The sequence below is a fragment of the Lentilitoribacter sp. EG35 genome, assembly GCF_040784015.1.
In the GTDB taxonomy this organism is placed as follows: domain Bacteria; phylum Pseudomonadota; class Alphaproteobacteria; order Rhizobiales; family Rhizobiaceae; genus Lentilitoribacter.
On the sequence record NZ_JBFNGQ010000003.1, the window covers coordinates 270,931 to 290,457 of the forward strand.

General features: G+C 44.8%; 23 protein-coding genes. 13 read left to right on the top strand and 10 right to left on the bottom strand.

What is annotated here, in order from left to right; genetic code table 11:
• Positions 1 to 12: 12 nt before the first annotated feature.
• Positions 13 to 1,095, bottom strand: coding sequence for a serine hydrolase domain-containing protein (locus AB2J24_RS07665; RefSeq protein WP_367385045.1), 1,083 nt, complete (start codon positions 1,093 to 1,095; stop codon positions 13 to 15).
• A gap of 172 nt (positions 1,096 to 1,267) precedes the next feature.
• Between AB2J24_RS07665 and AB2J24_RS07670 the strand changes: the two genes are divergently transcribed.
• Positions 1,268 to 1,564: a Dabb family protein gene (locus tag AB2J24_RS07670; RefSeq protein ID WP_367385046.1), complete on the top strand. Its 297-nt coding sequence runs from the start codon at positions 1,268 to 1,270 to the stop codon at positions 1,562 to 1,564.
• Between the two features lie 126 nt (positions 1,565 to 1,690).
• On the opposite strand, the gene AB2J24_RS07675 is transcribed toward AB2J24_RS07670, so the two are convergent.
• Positions 1,691 to 3,874: a HAMP domain-containing methyl-accepting chemotaxis protein gene (locus tag AB2J24_RS07675; RefSeq protein ID WP_162651738.1), complete on the bottom strand. Its 2,184-nt coding sequence runs from the start codon at positions 3,872 to 3,874 to the stop codon at positions 1,691 to 1,693.
• A gap of 559 nt (positions 3,875 to 4,433) precedes the next feature.
• On the bottom strand, positions 4,434 to 6,548 hold the full coding sequence (locus tag AB2J24_RS07680) for a molybdopterin-dependent oxidoreductase (protein WP_367385047.1): 2,115 nt from the start codon (positions 6,546 to 6,548) through the stop codon (positions 4,434 to 4,436).
• A 97-nt stretch (positions 6,549 to 6,645) separates the two neighbouring features.
• Between AB2J24_RS07680 and AB2J24_RS07685 the strand changes: the two genes are divergently transcribed.
• Both AB2J24_RS07685 and AB2J24_RS07690 read left to right on the top strand, forming a co-directional pair.
• Entirely contained in the window at positions 6,646 to 7,494 is an 849-nt protein-coding gene (locus tag AB2J24_RS07685) for a 23S rRNA (adenine(2030)-N(6))-methyltransferase RlmJ (RefSeq protein ID WP_367385048.1), read from the top strand.
• Positions 7,495 to 7,519: 25 nt separating this feature from the next.
• Positions 7,520 to 8,008, top strand: a complete 489-nt coding sequence (locus AB2J24_RS07690) for a VOC family protein (RefSeq protein WP_367385049.1) — start codon at positions 7,520 to 7,522, stop codon at positions 8,006 to 8,008.
• A 14-nt stretch (positions 8,009 to 8,022) separates the two neighbouring features.
• Here the strand turns inward: AB2J24_RS07690 and AB2J24_RS07695 are convergent, their stop codons facing one another.
• Both AB2J24_RS07695 and AB2J24_RS07700 read right to left on the bottom strand, forming a co-directional pair.
• Positions 8,023 to 8,805: an isocitrate lyase/PEP mutase family protein gene (locus tag AB2J24_RS07695; RefSeq protein WP_162651742.1), complete on the bottom strand. Its 783-nt coding sequence runs from the start codon at positions 8,803 to 8,805 to the stop codon at positions 8,023 to 8,025.
• 87 nt (positions 8,806 to 8,892) lie between these two features.
• On the bottom strand, positions 8,893 to 9,282 hold the full coding sequence (locus AB2J24_RS07700; protein WP_367385050.1) for a hypothetical protein: 390 nt from the start codon (positions 9,280 to 9,282) through the stop codon (positions 8,893 to 8,895).
• Positions 9,283 to 9,380: 98 nt separating this feature from the next.
• On the opposite strand from AB2J24_RS07700, the gene AB2J24_RS07705 reads away from it, so the two are divergent.
• Together AB2J24_RS07705 and AB2J24_RS07710 are read left to right on the top strand one after the other, a co-directional pair.
• The gene (locus AB2J24_RS07705; protein ID WP_367385051.1) at positions 9,381 to 10,274 is read left to right on the top strand and encodes an alpha/beta fold hydrolase; all 894 of its coding nucleotides are present in this window, start codon (positions 9,381 to 9,383) and stop codon (positions 10,272 to 10,274) included.
• A gap of 286 nt (positions 10,275 to 10,560) precedes the next feature.
• Positions 10,561 to 10,995, top strand: coding sequence for a universal stress protein (locus AB2J24_RS07710; protein ID WP_367385052.1), 435 nt, complete (start codon positions 10,561 to 10,563; stop codon positions 10,993 to 10,995).
• 19 nt (positions 10,996 to 11,014) lie between these two features.
• Here the strand turns inward: AB2J24_RS07710 and AB2J24_RS07715 are convergent, their stop codons facing one another.
• A complete protein-coding gene (locus AB2J24_RS07715; protein WP_162651746.1) occupies positions 11,015 to 11,242 on the bottom strand; it encodes a hypothetical protein in 228 nt (75 codons plus the stop codon).
• Positions 11,243 to 11,288: 46 nt separating this feature from the next.
• Positions 11,289 to 11,807, bottom strand: coding sequence for an orotate phosphoribosyltransferase (gene pyrE, locus AB2J24_RS07720; RefSeq protein ID WP_162651747.1), 519 nt, complete (start codon positions 11,805 to 11,807; stop codon positions 11,289 to 11,291).
• 174 nt (positions 11,808 to 11,981) lie between these two features.
• On the opposite strand from pyrE, the gene AB2J24_RS07725 reads away from it, so the two are divergent.
• From AB2J24_RS07725 to uvrC, 4 genes are all read left to right on the top strand, one after another.
• Positions 11,982 to 12,398, top strand: a complete 417-nt coding sequence (locus tag AB2J24_RS07725; RefSeq protein ID WP_367385053.1) for a hypothetical protein — start codon at positions 11,982 to 11,984, stop codon at positions 12,396 to 12,398.
• A gap of 1 nt (position 12,399) precedes the next feature.
• Positions 12,400 to 12,615, top strand: coding sequence for a helix-turn-helix transcriptional regulator (locus AB2J24_RS07730; RefSeq protein WP_162651749.1), 216 nt, complete (start codon positions 12,400 to 12,402; stop codon positions 12,613 to 12,615).
• 251 nt (positions 12,616 to 12,866) lie between these two features.
• Positions 12,867 to 13,805: a calcium/sodium antiporter gene (locus tag AB2J24_RS07735; protein WP_367385054.1), complete on the top strand. Its 939-nt coding sequence runs from the start codon at positions 12,867 to 12,869 to the stop codon at positions 13,803 to 13,805.
• A 47-nt stretch (positions 13,806 to 13,852) separates the two neighbouring features.
• Complete coding sequence (gene uvrC, locus AB2J24_RS07740; protein ID WP_367385055.1) at positions 13,853 to 15,844, top strand: excinuclease ABC subunit UvrC; 1,992 nt, start codon at positions 13,853 to 13,855, stop codon at positions 15,842 to 15,844.
• Here uvrC and AB2J24_RS07745 read toward each other — a convergent pair whose 3' ends face one another.
• The 3 genes from AB2J24_RS07745 to AB2J24_RS07755 all read right to left on the bottom strand — a co-directional run bounded on the left by AB2J24_RS07745 (position 15,845) and on the right by AB2J24_RS07755 (position 17,100).
• Positions 15,845 to 16,336, bottom strand: coding sequence for a helix-turn-helix transcriptional regulator (locus AB2J24_RS07745; RefSeq protein WP_367385056.1), 492 nt, complete (start codon positions 16,334 to 16,336; stop codon positions 15,845 to 15,847).
• Positions 16,337 to 16,339: 3 nt separating this feature from the next.
• Positions 16,340 to 16,663, bottom strand: a complete 324-nt coding sequence (locus AB2J24_RS07750; RefSeq protein WP_162651753.1) for a hypothetical protein — start codon at positions 16,661 to 16,663, stop codon at positions 16,340 to 16,342.
• A gap of 104 nt (positions 16,664 to 16,767) precedes the next feature.
• Entirely contained in the window at positions 16,768 to 17,100 is a 333-nt protein-coding gene (locus AB2J24_RS07755; protein ID WP_367385057.1) for a hypothetical protein, read from the bottom strand.
• Positions 17,101 to 17,409: 309 nt separating this feature from the next.
• On the opposite strand from AB2J24_RS07755, the gene pgsA reads away from it, so the two are divergent.
• The 4 genes from pgsA to AB2J24_RS07775 all read left to right on the top strand — a co-directional run bounded on the left by pgsA (position 17,410) and on the right by AB2J24_RS07775 (position 19,426).
• Entirely contained in the window at positions 17,410 to 18,003 is a 594-nt protein-coding gene (gene pgsA / locus AB2J24_RS07760; RefSeq protein WP_162651754.1) for a CDP-diacylglycerol--glycerol-3-phosphate 3-phosphatidyltransferase, read from the top strand.
• The gene (gene moaD, locus AB2J24_RS07765) at positions 17,996 to 18,250 is read left to right on the top strand and encodes a molybdopterin converting factor subunit 1 (RefSeq protein WP_162651755.1); all 255 of its coding nucleotides are present in this window, start codon (positions 17,996 to 17,998) and stop codon (positions 18,248 to 18,250) included. Before pgsA ends, moaD begins: the two co-directional genes overlap by 8 nt.
• 5 nt (positions 18,251 to 18,255) lie before the next feature.
• Positions 18,256 to 18,735, top strand: a complete 480-nt coding sequence (locus tag AB2J24_RS07770; protein WP_367385058.1) for a molybdenum cofactor biosynthesis protein MoaE — start codon at positions 18,256 to 18,258, stop codon at positions 18,733 to 18,735.
• Positions 18,736 to 18,898: 163 nt separating this feature from the next.
• Entirely contained in the window at positions 18,899 to 19,426 is a 528-nt protein-coding gene (locus tag AB2J24_RS07775) for a hypothetical protein (RefSeq protein ID WP_162651757.1), read from the top strand.
• Positions 19,427 to 19,527: the final 101 nt, after the last annotated feature.

Sequence of the window (19,527 nt, forward strand, 5' to 3'; positions counted from 1 at the left end):
TTACGGCGCGCTCTATTCCAGATTTTCAATCAGAACCTTGTGTGCGGCACCCAAACCTGAACGAGTATGGGAAAATTTATTATCGCTTTTTAGCCAGCGAAGCGTACTTAAATATGAGTTTCCGGTGAAATTACGCTCGATAATGGTGATGTCGCGTACTGGGTCTATCAGCATAAAATGACCACCATAGCCATCGGTCCAGATCCTGCCATTTTTGCTATCTAACCACCACAAATACCCAGCACCATCATAGACTGTATATTTTATATGATTATCCGTTAGATCACTATGTTGTGCAGTTGAAAGCGCGATCCAATCTTGCGAAACGATTTGTTTTCCGTTCCACCTCCCACCTTGCGCAATCATAGCGCCAATTCGAGCAAAATCGCGCGTACTTAGATACATATAATATTGCAAATGAAGAGTGTTCTTGCTTGGCCAGAACCAAGGATCCCCCATAATAACGTTATTGGCGTTAAAATCCTGCATGCCTAATGGCTTGGCTAAATAGGTATCCATAAATGTGCCAATCTGATAGCCGGTTTCCTGTGTAAAGATTGTGCCCAGAGCATTGGCATCAAAATTGTTTGAGAAAAAATATTCATTCGGCTTATGTTGTCCGCGCTTCGGACGATCTGTAATCTGGCTGTCATGTTCACCAGCAGCAGGAAGATAAATACCTGACCGAAACATCAAAAGATCACGAATAGTTGCTGTTTTTTCTTGTTCAGTCAGAGGTGTTACTTCATCAATTGCCAATTCATGAAGAGTTTTGTCCAAATCAATGAGGCCTTTATCGACTGCGATACCATAAAGAATACTCAAAACCGACTTTCGCATGGAGTGTGTGTTCATAATTAAGTCAATTGGCCCATCTTCAAAGATGACCTTTTCTCCTCTTAATATCATTCTGGAGCGTATTCGGTCCCCCGCTTTAGGTGCAGGCCAAACAGCCTCGATAGCATCTGAATTGAACTTCGCACGGTCCAGCTCTGTTTGACTGGCCGGCTCTGGATTTGAAACCCGAGGCAATGCTGCAATAACAACCACCGCAATGAGAATGAACATGGAAGAAAAAAACACACGTTTTAGCATGACGAAACACCCTATCACTTATTGTTCCACCTATATTGGATGTGCATCAGTTGATTACAATGAAGGATTTTAAATAGATGCGGCATATTGGTAATACGCCCTATTATGCATGTCATTGACAGACAGTCAGCGTATGATAAATCCGACCTGATTTACTGAGCTAGGAAGAAACATGATTAGACATATCGCTTTGTTTAGTGCGAAAGACCCAAAACATATCGATCTTATTGCGAAAACTTTGGCTGGATATTCTAAGATTCCAGGTGTTAAAAATTTTGAAGTTAGCAAAAACCGCAAGATAGACGCACTCGAAAACGATGTGGATGTCATCCTTCATGCACAATTCGAAACCGAAGCCGATTTAGATGCCTATAAAGCACATCCGATTTATTTAAATGGTATTGAAGTGGTTCGGCCAATTCGAGAGCTTAGAATTGCAGTTGATTATGATAGCTCAGATATTGTGTGATATCAGAAGGGCAGAATATGTCAGAAATTCTGACCCGGCAACTTACTAAAAAAATTCAATAAAATTGGGGCTGGCAGTATATTGAAATACTGCCAGCCCCATAATTTTGTAGCTTAATCTATATAATTAAGCTGCGTATTGGGCTGCTTCAGCTTGCGCTTGGGCTTGTCCATTCAGTTTGAAGGCTGAAATCATGCGAGACAGGTTGTTTACATCTTCGGCAGTACGATGCGTAACAGCAGTTGATTCCTCAACCATAGCAGCGTTCTGTTGTGTAACCTGATCCATTTGAGATACAGCGGTATTGACTTCTTTGATACCTGCAAGCTGTTCGCTTGCAGCACGTGCAATCATGCTGATTTTCTCATTCACGTTAGTCACATGAACCGAGATATGCTCCAAAGATTCGCCTGTTGCTTTAACAAGTTCCACGCCGTTTTCTACTTCCACACTGGATTTAGAAATAAGCTCTTTGATTTGCTTAGCAGCATCAGCAGCGCGTTGAGCAAGCTCACGAACTTCCTGAGCTACAACCGCAAAGCCTTTACCAGCTTCACCAGCACGAGCCGCTTCAACACCAGCATTAAGCGCTAGAAGGTTAGTTTGGAATGCGATCTCATCAATAACATTGATAATGTTGGATATCTCAGAAGAAGCCTTCTCGATACCTTCCATTGCAGACACAGCATTTTTAACCACAACACTTGAATTGTCGGTATCAACTTTGGCTTGATTTGCCATCTCAGCTGCTTCTGTAGCACTTGAAGATGTCTCTTGCACAGTTGATGTGATTTCCTCAAGAGCCGCAGATGTTTCTTCCAATGACGCAGCTTGTTGTTCAGTACGTCGAGAAAGATCATCAGATGATGACATCATTTCCTTTGAATTTTCTTCAATGGATTTTGTACCATTTGCGATATTCAACAATGTGTCGTGTATTTTTGAAATAGAGTCATTGAAGTCTACACGCAAGCCATCCATTTCAGATGTGAACGGGCTTGAAATATCGAGCGTCAGATCACCATCAGCAAGTTTTTTCAGATTGCGGCCTAGCTCATCAACAGCAGCTTGAATTTTATCAGCTTCAATCTTCTGCCTTTGCTCACGATCGGCACGCTCTTCTTCTGTCATGTTGCGTTCTTCAGCAGCTTGAGCTTCAATTTTTACTTTCTCAATAGCCGCTTCTTTGAAGACCAACAACGCATCTGCCATCTTACCAATTTCATCTCGCTGACCTAGTGCAGGCACTTCGACCTCCATATCACCACCAGCAAGTTTGTTCATGCTATTGGTCATATTGACAATTGGTCTGGAAATCATGCGACCAATGAAGAATGCAAGAACTGCACCAAGAACAATTGCGATGACAGAAACAATAGCCGCTGTCATTTTTGAATTCTCAATACTTGCTGTCGCTCTTGGACCAAGCTCATCCTGGAGTGCTTTATTATCAAGCTTTAGCTGTTCTGTTGCATCAGCCATTTTTGGCCCTAAAACATCCAATGTGCCTTTGATAAGACCATTTCGAGTATTGATGATGCCAACAACTTGATTAAATGCCACTTTGTACTCATTGGCTAGACCAACGACATTATTCGCCAATTTACGACGAGTAGGATTTTGCAATTCGGCTAGCAATTTCCCGGAAATATCCTCGAAATCGGCAAGTTCTTTGTTAGCGCGATCTGCACTTGCTTGCGTATTATCGACAAGAAACTTACTGGAATAAAGGCGTGCCAACAATAAGCTCCGCAAATCAGTTCCGGCATGGAAACTGGCCGATGCATCATTATCGGCATATGCGCTTTCCATGATTTTGGTGAGGTCTTTTTCAGCCAATGGACCAAATGTGTTAAGCTGGTCCACCACCGCATTTCGTTGTTTAACCAATTCAGTGACCTGATTAAACGTATCCTGATAAATTGTGATGGATTCTTTAGCTTCATTCATAGTTTCAATTGCGTCTGGGCGCGTAAATAGCGATTGACCTTCATCAATCAACTTAGCTGTCACCGCAATTCTATCACGCACTTTTTGCGCAGATTCTTCTGTATTTTTGAGAATAAAGTCTTTTGCATAAAGACGCGCTGTCAATAAGTTAGCCTGAATACGACCCAGTTGGTTGGTTTGAATTGCATAGCTGCGATATTGCTTAAAGTTACTATCGGCTCCTGACAGGCCGGAATAGCTAAAGGAAGCAACGACAATAAGGAATAATAGAGTTACAGCTGAACCGAGAGCAACCTTCGTGCCCACCTTGATATTGTTCAGCGAAAACCCGCCTTTGGCTTTAGGTTTGTTTGGTTTCATTTTGATTGCACTCGCATAACGAATGTAAGGAATATTTCAGCACCGATGATAGCGTTCCAACACTATATAAGTAGCAAAAGTCGGATACAGCTATTGCACGTTGTTCAAAGAACTAGCTGCCCGCTCCAAGGGCTTGATCGAAACAAGTCAAGCTCCTTAGTGAAATCCATCCCCACATGGATTTATATAAACATGCCTTGAGGCGTCAGCCGTGCTTCATGCAATACATAGGATAAGGCATATGCATGCTAGTAATTCACGGTAAATGAATGATTAATTGAATTGGCGAGTAATCATACCGATAGATATGTAATTGATATATAAAGATAATATGTAAATTTTTAACAAATTTTCTACAACTAAAAAGAGTACGGTTGCGCAACCCTCACGCGTAGTGCGAATCCAGACACTAATTATCCTGGGCAAACCGCTAAGTTATTAGATAAAAACGCTTAAACCCATAATGCAGATATTATAATCAAAATTAGAATGCGCCACATTCAGCTTGAAAATCTGTGATCATTTTGCGAGTGAATTATCGCCCCTCATCTACATTTTTTCAAACTGCCCGTATCCAAACTTTCGTATCGTGAAAGCCAACCCCACCATTTGGTGCAATAGTATCCGCACCGACAAGTGTATTAATTCCCTCGCCATTGACAAAAGTTGAATTCGGCCAAAGACCTTCCTGAATAACGACACCCCGACGCACACCTTCAAACAGTGTAACGTGAACTGATATTTCTCCGCGGGAATTTCCAAGCATGATAAGCTCCCCTTCACTTACACCAAGCTTGGCGGCATCCTCAGGATGAAGTTTTAGTTCCGGGCGGCCCCGTTCTTGTTTAATGGAGCTTTTGGTTTGTGCAAACGTTGAATTTAAAAACGCTCTTGCTGGTGATGTTGCCAAACGGAAGGGGTGCGCCTCATCTGCGACCTCGGATGAGGCAGCATAGTCGGGAAATTGTGGCAAGATATCCAAATCTCCCTGTAGGCCCATTTGTTCAGGCGGATTGGCGGTCGTTCTGGTATTTCGCCATTTAGGCTTAAATCTAAACTTGCCGTCCGCATGAGCAAAGCCATTTAAATAATTCGATGTCTCGAAATCCGGCTGCTCATCAATCCATTTTCTCTCTTCAAAATCATCAAAACTACCGTAACCAGAATCGTTCAAAATGCGATCTAAATGCTGCCGTGCAGACATATTGAACTCTGGTCGATCACCAAGCCCCAAACGTTTAGCAAGCTCGTCGATCACATAAAGATTTTCCTGCGGCCCACCAAGTACATGCGCTGGCGGCTCAACCTGTTTGGCGCCGAGCGTGACATGTTGATTGCCGCCGCCTTTGTAAATATCATCATGTTCGAGGAACATAGTGGCAGGTAAGACCACATCAGCCAGCTTTGCAGTGTCTGTCATGAATTGTTCATGCACAGCGGTGAATAAATCATCGCGCAGAAACCCCTGCCGTACCAGTCTTTGCTCAGGGCATACATTCATTGGATTGGTGTTTTGAATAAGCATCGCGGTCACAGGTGGCCCACCATACAATGCGTCCCTGTCTCCAGTTAGGATGCGACCTAATTTGGATTGGTCCATGTTGCGCACGTTCGGTGTCGCCAAATGCTGACCTTGAACATAGCTTGTATCAAGAGAAAAAATCTCAGCATTATTATGGAATGCGCCCGCGCCCTCATATTTCCAAAGGCCGAGAACCGTTGCGATAGAAAGCGCCGCATGCATGTTAACGGCTCCATTTCTTTGCCGCGTAAAGCCATAGCCAAGACGCAAGAATGTGCGTTTGGTGTTACCTATTAACTTGGCCAATTCTTCTATTTCAGAAACAGCTAAACCTGTAATCTCAGATGCCCATTCTGGGGTTTTATCTTCAAGGTGGGCTTCTAATCCTTTCGGATCATCCGCATATTGGTTCATATACTCCCAATCAGCCAACCCATCGCGAAATAGAACATGCATAATAGCACACGCCAATGCACCATCCGTGCCGGGTTTGAGGATAATTTTATGATCGGCTTGTTTCATCGTCGGGCTATCATATATGTCGACGACTACGATTTTTGCACCGCGTGTTTTTCTTGCTTTGATTGCATGGGTCATCACATTGATCTGTGTTGAAACCGGATTTGTACCCCAGATCACCACGCAGTCAGAGATCGCCATCTCGCGCGGATCAGAGCCGCGCACAGCCCCGGTTCCCATTGCAAACCCCGTCCAAGCGGGAGTAATGCAAATTGTCCCATGCATGATAGAATAGCGTTTCGCGTGGGTCAGCCGCTTGATCGAATTAAGTTGCACCTGCCCCATTGTACCTGCATAAAAATATGGCCAAATAGTCTCCGAACCATAGAGCTGCTCTGCTTGGATAAATTTCTCGGCAATTACATCCAGCGCATCATCGAACTGCACTTCCTGCCAATCCCCTGTACCTTTATCACCTTTGCGGATAAGCGGTTTTAACAGCCGATCAGGATGATACATCCGCTCAGCATAGCGGGCGACCTTGGCGCAGATCACACCATCGGTATAGCTATTATCTGCACTGCCTCTCAGACGGCCAATTTTGCCATCATCTTTAATCTCTACATCCAGCGCGCAAGTGGATGGACAATCATGCGGGCAAGCAGAGTGACCCGTTTTTGCAATAATATTCATTCGCGATCTCTTAAGACTCGGATTTTAAAATATTTAGTGTATAGAAGTCTCAGCATTGGTCGAGCCAATTTTTTAGATACAGAGATCAAATCTTTTCATGAATTATCGTCACATATATCACGCAGGCAATTTTGCCGACTGCCTTAAACATGCCATCCTATCGCGCATCATCACCTATATGCAAAAGAAGGATAAGGCTTTTCGTGTCATCGACACTCATGCTGGCCCGGGCATTTATGATCTGTCTTCCAAGGAAGCGCAAAAAACAGGCGAGTGGAAAGACGGAATTGGAAAATTGCGTGAAGCCAACTGGTCGAAGAAGTCCAAAGAACTTCTCACGCCATATTTTGATGCCGTGCAAGCGGTGAATATGGGTGAGAAATTTGATACCTACCCCGGTTCACCCATGATCACGCATTCACTGCTGCGCAAACAAGACCGTATGACGGTAAGCGAATTGCATGCGGATGATTTTCAAAAACTGCATGCTTTGTTTAAGGGCGATTATCAGGTTAAAACCCAGGAAGTAAACGGATGGCACGCACTAAAGTCCAACCTCCCACCAAAAGAAAAACGCGGCGTTCTACTTGTTGATCCTGCATTCGAGGAAAAAGGTGATTTCTTCCGCATGGTACGTGGCGCGCGCGAAGCACTTGAGCGGTTTTCCACTGGCACAATGTGTTTTTGGTACCCGATCAAACAGGGGCTAGAGATGCGGGAATTCAATGCTGATATGGTCAATGTTGTGGGACATCCAAATACTATTGTGGCCGAACTTTGGGTGAAAGACACGGCCCACAGCCTTGATGGTTCTGGCATGGTGATCGTTAACCCACCTTATACGCTCGTCAATGAACTGCGGATAATCCTGCCCGAAATGTCACGCGCTCTATCGCAAACCGAAGATGGTGGCTGGCGCGTGAGTACATTGGTTCCTGAGAGTTAGACATGAGGGTTCCTGAGAGTTAGACATGAGCAACGGGCAATCTAACAATGGGCAACCACCAAAAAATTGGGCGGCTCTAAAACCTGAATTACTGGTTGAAGATTTTGAGATTAGCCGTGATTGCTGGTGCAATGCCTTTGGCTTTAGGATTGCTTATCAACGTCCTGATGAAAAGTTCGCCTATCTGGAACGCCCAGAAGGTGCGCAAATAATGATCAGCCAACGCCACCATAACGGAAAATGGAAGCTGGGTGACATGGCACATCCACTCGGCCAAGGTGTAATGTTTCAGATCAATGTGTCAAACTTTGAAGAGTTACATCAAAATATTTTGGCGCATGGCCTAACGCTATATGATGGCGCGCGCGATGAGCAAGACATGAAAAACCCGCGCGAAATCTGGCGAAATTTAGGTGATAGAGACGGTGGCTCGAAAGAACTTTTCGTGCTCGACCCTAATGGATACCTAATTATGTTTAGCCAAGAAATAGGCGAACGACCGCTGCAAAAATAAAATTAAGCTTGTCCCTACCCCTCTAGAGAGGCAAACGTTGCCTTTGCCTGTTCGCCTAGCCATTCAAACATTTGCTTATATACCGTGCCACCATAGCTAATGCGTGCGACGCCAGCTAGAGCGAGCATTTTGTTTTCCGGTGAATCCGGCACTGCAATAATATTAATCGGAAGTTCAATTGCATTACACAGTGTTTTTATCATGCCAATATCTGTAAGACCAGGCACAAAGAAACCATCTGCGCCGACATCGGCATACGCTCTGCCCCGGGCAATAACTTCATCCAGCATGTCAGGTGTAATTGGCTCACCGTTTTTCTTGGCATCTAAACAAATATCTGTTCGCGCATTGAGAAATGCGCTGAAACCTGACCCGTCACACACGGTGCGTGCAGCCTGTAAGCGTATGCATTGTTTATCCAAATCATGCACACCCTCGCCACCGATGACTTTATCTTCAAAATTAAACCCTATCGCGCCCGCGGATATACCACGTCCGATGTTACGTGCAACAACTGCCGGGTCTTCACCATAGGCACCCTCAATATCCATTGAGACAGGTAAATCAACGGCTTCGACAATGCGCTCTATATTATCAAGTGCCAGTTCTATTGGTATTTTCTCGCCATCTTCGTAACCATTGACCAGCGCAACGGGCGCACTGCCCGTAGCAAGCGCTTTTGCACCCGCAGCTTCAACGACTTTGGCGGAACCTGCGTTCCAAATATTATATATTATAAGCGGATCACCTTTTACGTGAAGCGCGCGGAATTTATCTGCTTGATCTTGTTGTGACATGTGACACACCCCTTGTTCACTTACCAAATAACGATCTTTGATTCACGAAACTTAATTGAAGCGAAAATTATACAAGTGCGCAAGTGCTTATTTTAAGGTAGGTGGTTTTCGTGCAAGCCAAAAACTCAATAAAATCATCGCCCAACCCAGCACAGCTTTGGCGTGGGCGGACAGCCAAGCGTCGCTGGTAAATGTCATAATAGACAAAATTTCTTGTGCATTTGGTGGCTGATGAATGACATTTTGCAACGGTAAGCCTTCAAAGAGAAAAATGTAATAAAGGTAATAAATCTGGGGGGATAACCAAATAAATGCCCATAAAAATACCATCGCCGTTACAATACGTGAGGCCAAGGATATACGCTTGGCAATAACATAGAACGCGGCCATGGTGACCACAAATAACGTGATCGATAAAGCCACAAGCCCAGTGCGGCCCAAAATGGTGAGATTAAAAAATGTGTCACCCTCATACATTGCGTCAATGTGCCCGACTGGATTGGTGTGGTGCAAGTCAAAATAAGTATTCTCGCATAAGAACTTCAGATAATATAGCCAAAGATCGGGGTAAATATATGCTGGATAATTTTAGTGATGACATTATGGTTCTGCCATCTGGAATTAAACTACGGGTTCGCACGGCTGGCGACGGACCACCCGTTCTACTCTTACATGGATATCCGCAAACCCACCTTTGTTGGGATAAAGTTGCTCCTAAACTGGTGGAGGCGGGATTTCGTGTGATTCTAAGTGATCTACGCGGCTATGGAGATAGTGATAAACCCAAATCAAAGTCTGACCACAGCACCTATTCCAAACGTGCAATGGGTGCAGACCAGTATGAACTCATGCAAATGCTTGGTTATGAAAAATTTGCAGTCGCCGGACATGACAGAGGCGCGCGCGTAGCCCATCGAATGGCCCGTGATTACCCCGATCATATCTCCGCCGTGTCCGTTTTGGACATCGTGCCAACGGAATATATGTATGAAAACACGGAACGCGAATTGGCGACGGGATATTATCACTGGTTTTTCCTCATTCAACCAGCCCCATACCCAGAAAAAATGATTGGTCACGACCCTGATTATTACCTCAGATCCAAGCTTTCAGGCTGGAGCAAGGGAAACCAAACTGCCTTTGATGAAGAGGTGGTTAAAGACTATGTCCGCTGTTTTTCAGACCCTTTATGCATTCACGCAACATGTGAAGATTATCGTGCTGGTGCAAGCATTGATCTTGAACATGACAGCGCTGATAGAGCCGCGAGAATACAAATGCCTGTACAGGCGCTTTGGGGACAAAAAGGACTGGTCGACAAGCTCTATAACGTCTTGGATATCTGGCGAGGCTACGCCGAACACGTAGAAGGAAAAGGTATAAATTGTGGTCACTTTCTACCCGAAGAACAACCACAGGAAACTGCGGAAAATTTAATACGGTTCTTCAAAATGCATCATGGCATTTAAATTGCATAACTAGACCAATTTTATATAAACTCGGATCTTAGCGAACTTGCTCAAGCATGTTTGCAAATAAAATTCGATAAAAGCACTCAACAATTGATCCAAATCAATTCATACACCTTCATAAGTTGATTTACTCACTGATGTCAGAGATGAGGGAAATTGCCATGGTTAGCTCCCCTACCCATGGCAGTGTAAGATCAGATATGGTTTCTATCCCAAAGTATTGGCCATTGGTCTTACCCTCATCTCGTGACAGATATGCTGAGAAGGGGTGAAAGGAGATATCATGTTTTCAAATATCGTGGTGGCCGTTGATGGCTCCGAACATGCAGCGCACGCAATTGCAACCGCTTGTGATATTGCTGGTAAATATGACTCCAACATCCACTTAGTCCATTCACCTCAAGTAGACACGGTGGGCTTTGCGGTAGGTTCAGGTGCCTATGTGCTTGAACCTGGTCCAGAGCGGATCAAAGCTGCGGGTCAAAAGGTGATGGATGAAGCCGCTGCACTTTCTAAAAAGCAGGGACGCGCACCGAAAACAACAACCATCGGCAACGGGGATCCTGCGAAAGAAATTCTTAATTGCGCTGAGGCAAATGATGCCGACCTTATTGTTATGGGACGCAGAGGTTTAGGTACTATGGGCAATCTGTTTCTAGGTAGTGTCTCAGGCAAGGTAAGCCACGAAACGACCTGCGCATGCCTGACGGTTAAATAGTTAGAAAATCCTAACCGGGCTAAATGATGGAAATCAAATAGCCAATCATCAAACAGGCACCAATTAAAAACGGATAGGCGATGAAGAGATAGAATGGACTCTTGATATCTTCCCCTTCTCCTTCTGTATCGTCTTCTACCTTCGCACGCATACGTTCAAACATGCTGCGATCAAAAAAGTAGAGATACCCCTCCCAGCAACATTTGCCGAAAAGATAAAGCGCGACGGCAAAAAACAGATATGACATTTTTGCTCCTCGTAAACTGTAGCCTTTCCTATTTGGTGGGCTTTACCTACTTTTCCAAGTCTTCACGTGTAAATAAAGGGCGAACGTCTAAATCGGGTGCTTTTTGGATGTTGGGCTCACCCTGCCCGCGCCAAATAGCGCAAACCACAGCCAGAACATTGGCACCATCGCCGCGCGAAAGTTCCAGCGCATCGGCCACAGCACCACCTGTTGTGATCACATCTTCAACAAAACATACCTTTTTGCCATCAACAAACTGCCCTTCAATGGCTTGGCATGTGCCGTAGGTTTTAGCCTCCTTGCGCACAAAAGCGACAGGCAAACCCGATTCGAGTGACATAGCTGTCGCGATTGGTACGCCACCGAGCTCTAAGCCAGCTAAAATCTCCGTGTCAGATGGGATGAGTTTCAACATACCTTTGGCCACTTCGCGCAGAAGAATCGGTTGCCCTTCAAAACGGTATTTATCAAAATACTTTTCAGAGACCTGCCCAGAGCGCAACGTAAACTGACCTGTAAGCGAGGCAATTGCCGATACTTCTTTTGCTAACTCATCATGGTTCATGTCAGGATCACCTTATGTCTGTTTCATCTGTTAACGACGCATATAGCACCGACACAACAAACATGGCTATAAGATGATCCGGTCTATGCCCAAAAAAGAAAGTTCTGAATTGACATGTCAAAAATATTTGACTATTCATATGTTAAATATTTTTTACACATGAGGATTTTTGCCATGTCTGTGCATATCAAATTTGTTGTATTTTTATCGCTCGGATTGCTTTTGGTCTTTGCCTGGCATTTTGCCACCGTTTTCGGAATTGCAGGCTCTGCACCGCAAACACAGGGTGAGTTTTTTATCCGGTTTGGTATAATTGTTGTGGTTTTCGTATTTTTTTCCATTACAACATCACTCATCATCGCCCGTTATGATGAGCAAGCGATACTACCGGACGAACGAGAAGAAAAAGTTGAACTTAAGGCTGAGCGCAATGGCGGCATAGTCGTATATCTCGGCCTTATTTTGCTTATGTGGCTGGTATTTAAACCCTTATCACCCATGCAGATGGCCAACAGTATATTAGCTGTTATGTGTACCGCTGAGCTCATCAAAATTGGTTCTGGAATTTACTACCTCCGCAGGGGGCATTAATGTGACAAAAAAACCACCGATCACCAACCGACTGAAAGAACTGCGCGATCGGCATGGCCAGTTAAGCCAAGCAGCGCTGGGGCGAGAAATTGGCGTAACTCGCCAGACGATTATCGCTATTGAGCAGGGGCGCTATTCACCTAGCCTTGAAAGCGCCTTCCGCATATCGCGAGTCTTCGGCGTCGGCATTGAAGACGTATTTGGCTGGAATGAATAAATATATTTGGAGGTCATATTTAGTTAAAAATGAGACTTTAACACTCATTATTTGATGTAATTTGGAAAAACTCTTTCTCTACCGTTGTACTTTCTATACGGGCCCCCATATTGGTCCAAGTAATTATTTCCGCGAATAAATTATTCGCTCACGGATTATTACTGGTTGTTGTTATAGGGGTAACGATTGCCTTTTATGTTGAGTTCATTCAAAGAACTTAAGTCAGTGGATAGATATATCCGAGGGGAAAAATGTACGATTTCTTAATTTTGGCTACCGGCTTGGTAGTCCTCGTGTTTGCGGGCGATTATCTTGTTCGTGGTGCTGTATCATTAGCCGAACAACTCGGAATTTCTCCAACGATTATTGGCTTGACCATTGTGGCGTTTGGCACATCCGCACCTGAATTGTTTGTCTCTGTACAAGCAGCACTGGATGAAGCACCGGGAATTGCTTTGGGTAACATCATTGGTTCAAATACGGCCAACATATTGCTTGTACTCGGCGCACCAGCCATCATTGCACCACTTGCTATTACATCAAAAGGTCTGCGCAGCTCGCTGGCTTATATGATGGGGCTTACCTTCACCTTAATCTGGTTCATGCATACAGATGCGAGGATCACCCAACTTGAAGGTCTGATCCTGTTCGTTATTCTTATAACTTATCTTATTTGGCAGTTCATTCGAGTAAAAAGTCAGAGAAATGGTAACTCGGCTGAGGTCGACGATATGCCAGAATCAACGTCTGATGTAAAAAAGATTGCTCTGTTTCTCATTATCGGGGTTATTGGCTTGCCAATCGGTGCTTACCTGACCGTCGAATCCGCGTCATCAATCGCTCGATCTTTCGACATCTCCGAAGCGATTATCGGCGTAACCGTTGTTGCCATCGGAACATCTCTGCCAGAACTTATAACGTCTGTGATGGCGGCCATTCGCCGTTCTGGCGGTGTGGCATTGGGCAATGTTGTTGGATCAAACATCTTTAATATTGGGCTTATTCTCGGCTCTACCGCGCTGATCCATCCGCTGGATGTCGACCCACATTTCATGAATTTTGACATTCCAATGATGGTTTTTGCCAGTCTGATTTTAGTTTTACTGGCTGTGCTTTCCAAACCACTTCAAACTTGGGGCGGCGCACTTATGTTGGTGGGTTACACAAGTTACGTCAGTCTATCATTCTAAGCTATTCACCTCTTGAATTCACACATTCATGTGTGCATTTTTATAACATGAGTGATTCACCTATAAAACCTGCCGTTAAACTTGCCAAAGATCAGGATTGGAACGAAAGCCCGATCATGCAGGAAGGTTTAAAAGGCACAGAACTTATCACGGCTTTAGTCAAGCATTTGCCCAATCAGCCCGGCGTTTACCGCATGATGAATGGGAAGGGTGATGTGCTTTATGTGGGCAAAGCAAGAAACCTCAAGAAACGCGTAACCTCTTATGCGCAAGGCCGCGCACATTCCAACCGCATCCACAAAATGGTTGCGCTGACGGAGAAGATGGAATTCATCTCCACCCGCACAGAGACGGAATCCCTGCTACTTGAAGCAAATCTTATCAAGCGGCTTCGACCAAAATATAATGTGCTTCTGCGCGATGATAAAAGCTTCCCCTACATTATGATGACGGGCGATCATGAGGCTGCTGGCATTTTTAAACACCGCGGTGCTCGTGCTCGCAAAGGCCATTATTTTGGTCCATTTGCATCCGCTGGTGCTGTCACACGTACGCTCAACTCGCTACATCGCGCCTTTATGCTGCGTAACTGCACAGATAGCTATTATGAGGGCCGCACGCGACCTTGCCTGCAATATCAGATTAAACGTTGCGCGGGGCCTTGTACGGGTGAAATTAGCCTCGACGATTATGCTAAACTTGCAGATGAGGCCAAATTGTTTCTCTCTGGCAAAAGTGCAAAAATTAAGCGAGATTTATCAGAGGCAATGCAACAAGCATCTGACGAAATGGACTTCGAACGTGCAGCACTTTACCGAGATCGATTGGCGGCTTTGTCGCATGTGCAAAGTCATCAGGGTATCAATCCGCAAACGGTCGAAGAAGCCGATGTTTTCGCGATCTATTTTGATGGTGGCATGGCGTGCATTCAGGTGTTTTTCTTCCGCACAGGGCAAAATTGGGGTAATCGCGCCTATTTCCCCAAAGCCGATGTATCACTAACTGCGAGCGAAATTCTAAACGCCTTTATTGGGCAGTTTTACGATGGAAAACCATTACCGAAAATGGTGTTATTATCGGAAGACATTGAAGATCGAGAGCTGCTAGAAGAAGCATTTAGTATTAAAGCCGAGCGCAAAGTGAGTGTTAGTAAACCCAAGCGCGGTGAGAAAAAGGAGCTGGTCGAGCAGGTACTCACCAATGCCAAAGAGGCCCATGGTCGAAACTTAGCCGAAACATCCAGTCAGATTAAATTGCTTAAAGGTCTGGCCGAAGCATTTGATCTCCCACACCCCCCTCGCCGTGTCGAAGTCTATGATAACTCGCACATCCAAGGCACAGCTGCCGTTGGCGGAATGATTGTTTCTGGTGGCGAAGGCTTTGCCAAAGGGCAATATCGCAAGTTCAACATCAAAGACGACAGCATTACTCCCGGCGATGACTTTGGCATGATGAAAGAGGTTATGACGCGGCGTTTCTCACGGCTGGTGAAAGAACACGGCCTGCCAGACATGACCATTGCACAAAAACACGAAGCCGCAAAAAGCGATGAGTATGAAGCGCCTGATCTCAATGAAATGCCCGCATGGCCGGATTTGCTTTTGATTGATGGTGGACAAGGACAGATGACGGCAGTGCGCCAAATCCTGAAAGATCTAGAGATCGAAGATTACATCGCAGCCATCGGTGTTGCAAAAGGTGTAGACCGCGAAGCAGGTCGAGAACAATTTTTTGTTCAGGGCAAGAAACCTTTCAAACTGCCCCCGCGTGACCCGGTACTCTATTTCATTCAGCGCATGCGCGATGAAGCCCATAGATTTGCCATCGGCACGCACCGAGCCAAAAGATCTAAAGAGTTCGTCAAAAACCCACTTGACGAAATTTCAGGTATTGGGGCAAAGCGTAAAAAAGCACTTCTTCACCATTTTGGTACGGCAAAGCAGGTGGCGCAGGCTGGTGTTGATGATTTAGTGATGGTGGATGGAATATCAGAAGCTGTGGCGGAGTTGATCTATAATCATTTCCATGAGGCTGGGTGATTAATCCTGCTCATTCTTCTCAAACAAATCCTCAACGAACAGCGATAGTAACTGGGTCTTCCCAGTCACACCAGCCTTCTTGTATATGGCTGCGTTCTGCGCCTTGATGGTGCCTTCTGATGTATTGCGCATATCGGCTATCTCGGCAGTGCTTGAGCCTTTGATCAGAAACATTGCAACATCTCTTTCAGCAGCGGATAGTTGCCATTCGTGAAAGCGCTCCTCTAATACTTCTCCAAAAGCACTTGATGCGCGTTTAAGTGCCAGTTTAGCATGGTCACGTTCGACTCGGGATCGGTTAAACAATCTTAGGCTCATGATGAGGCCTATTACGAGCGCCAAAGCAGAGATTAACTCCATTATTTCGTAAATTTGCCACGGTGCGGGCCGCAAAGATATACCAAAAAAACCAAATATAATTGGAACCACAAAAAATAAACAACCAATGATTTGCAAAGCTACAGCAAAAATAAGAAGGGCGGGCTCGCGCATATCTCAATCCCGATCTTTCTTGAATAAGCGGTAAAACCTATCCAGGGCGCCATCGTCACTATCTTCGCCATCAAGTCGTTCCTTATAGTCTCGAATGACAGCTCCAGTGTTTGGATTTACTATGATTTCCCGTTCATGTGTTTTGGATTCAAACTCCAACACGATACGACCAAGCCATGTCTTTTCACGCTCGACAAGATGATAGCCCTGGCTCTTGAGTTGTGAGATGATCTCTGCCTCATGCGGCTCTTTGGGGCCTCCCGTTTGGGATTGGGCCCATGTTGGAGAAACTGCCATAAGCAGAAATATGATCGCAAGATATCTCATTTATTATCGCCATTTAGCCAAAGCGCTGCCCTGACAGTGGTTTTACAGGGCAGCGTCATCTCTAACGTAACTCGAAGGTCACGTCTAGCTGGATGAATTTAACATTAGCCTTGTTTTGTCATAGATGCATCTGTGCAGGCTTCTTCAGTTTCATCTTCATCCTCATTTTCGTCCTCGTCTTCATCATCGTCTTCATCATCGTCATCTTCTTCATTTTCATCATCATCACCATCTTCACAATCGTCTTCAATCTCCGTTTCAGATTGCAACTGCGCGAGCACCATTGTGCCTTGTGGTGCAGCAGGATCGATTGTATCATTCATGATGACCTCTTCAACGCTTGTGCCAATTGTTTCATTATTGGCGATCGCGGTGCTTGTTAGCAATGCTGTCGATAGCGCGATGCCTGCAGGGATGATGATTTTGTACATATTCATAATAATTTCCTTTCAAAGATAGTTGGTCAAATATAGCTAGATCAAGCGAGATATCGTCTTCGTCGGTCGGGGGTATAATCGGTGAAAACAAACCCGCTTGATCCGGAAACCAAATTGATGAGAATATCGATGGATGTGAATTTGCAATTGGGTTAAATCAACCGCAATAACCTTTGGGTTATCGGCATAGATCAAAGGTTGATGTGAACCACCGTTAAAGATCACATTTCATGTATTTATGGCCGGCAAGTTTGACGCCGCGCTGCTTTTCGCTATACATCAGCCACGTTTTAAGTTTATGAGTAGCTCATGGCCAACCCTACATATTCCATTCCTAATCTATTGACCTACGCACGCATTCTAGCTGTGCCATTAATCGTGCTTTGTTTTTTCGTCGAAGGACGTTTGCATGGCTCCGAAACAGCAAGATGGTGGGCCCTCGCCATATTTACGGTTGCTTCAATAACTGATTTTTTGGATGGTTATTTGGCTCGTATTTGGAATCAGACGTCAAATATTGGCCGCATGCTTGATCCAATCGCCGATAAGCTTCTTGTCGCATCGATCCTCTTGCTTGTTGCCGCCGATGGCACAATTGCTGGCTGGTCAATCTGGGCAGCGATCATCATTTTATGTCGCGAGATTTTGGTTTCTGGCTTACGCGAATATCTCGCGGACTTAAAGATTTCTGTGCCTGTCACACTGCTCGCAAAATGGAAAACGACTATCCAGATGCTTTCGCTTGGCTTTTTGCTTGCAGGTCCTGCTGGTGAAAAAGTTTTACCCTATACAACAGAGATCGGTATAACTTTGCTTTGGATAGCCGCAATCATTACAATGATCACTGGTTATGATTATTTCCGCGTAGGGCTGAAACATATAGTGGATGAGGATAATGGTTAAACTTGTTTATTTTGCTTGGGTGCGTGAGCGCATTGGCAAAGATGAAGAAGAGATTGAACTGCCAACAGGCGTTGAAACCATTGCCGATTTGATTGCTCATCTGAGAACCCTGGATGATGGCTATGAAGCTGCATTTCAAGCACCCGAGGTTATTCGAGCAGCGCTTGATAAGACTCATACACAGCATGATCAAAAAATTGCCGAGGCACGGGAAATTGCTTTCTTCCCGCCCATGACGGGTGGGTAGATATCATGTCAGAAGCGCGTGATAAGATCTTACCAATTAGAGTCCGCATTCAGGCAGAAGACTTTGATTTAGAATCAGAAATCAATCACTTAAAGCAATTTGGAGACATTGGTGCTATAGCAAGCTTTGTTGGTCTTTGCCGCGATGAGGGTGGCAAATTAAATGCGCTTGAACTTGAACACTATCCAGGCATGGCGGAAGCGCAAATCATGCAGATTTGCGAACATGCCAAAGATCGTTTCTCATTAATCGCAATTACCGCAATTCATCGTTATGGCAAAATTGCACCGAGCGAAAATATTGTTCTCGTAGTCGCAGCAAGCAGCCATCGACAAGCATCGTTTGACGGTGCGAATTTTGTGATGGACTTCTTGAAAACCGACGCGCCCTTTTGGAAAAAGGAACATCTCAAAGGTGGCTCCTCTGGTGATTGGGTTGATGCAAAAGACAAAGATGATGCGGCAAAAGATAAGTGGTCCAGATAGCCATCTCAAATCAATTTGTTAACTAACGCGCGTATTGCATGAGACATATGTATTCATAATCTCATTGTAGTTAAAAATATCGCGATCAAGTTAACCTATTTTTTCTAAATCACTTCTATCTTCCAAAACTCATTTTCATATTGGGATCTAGGGGTGGATTATTATGGAACGACTGCTTACGCTCGGCTTGTCTTTTTACTGGTTTTTATTTTGGTTATTTAATGGCTTGGATAAGGTTCTACATGGACAGGATCTTGGCTTATTTATCTGGAGTGGCAAAGATCGCTCTACGCAATTTTCGGGCTATCTGGAAAAAATTGGATGGTCGCAAGGCGCACATGACTATCTTATGATGATGTTATTCGTTATCGAAATCATTATCGCGATCGCATTTTTGCGCGCTCTTATTACCATTGTTCGTCTCAAGTCATTTGGCAAATTCCTGCCTCATGAGACCATAAAACTGCCCATCTTGCTCTCAATTTTATGTTTCACAGGTTTCTCTGTTTGGGACGTTATTGTCGGTGATCGCGCAGAACTTTGGGAGCATGGAACCTATATTGTTGCACTGGGCACGACTTGGATAATTGCAAGTTTCGAAAGCCTACTTGATGTAGTGCCGCGCGAAAAATATATGGGTGTCGAAAGACGCAAACCAGACGTGGAAGACCGCCGCCGCGCCAACGCTTAGCCGTTGCTTCTTCCAGATGCAGATATATTGCAGCCAGAGCAAATTTCTGGCTGTATAAGGTTGGCAAAACTGGCATCGTGACATTCTGCGCATATAAACAT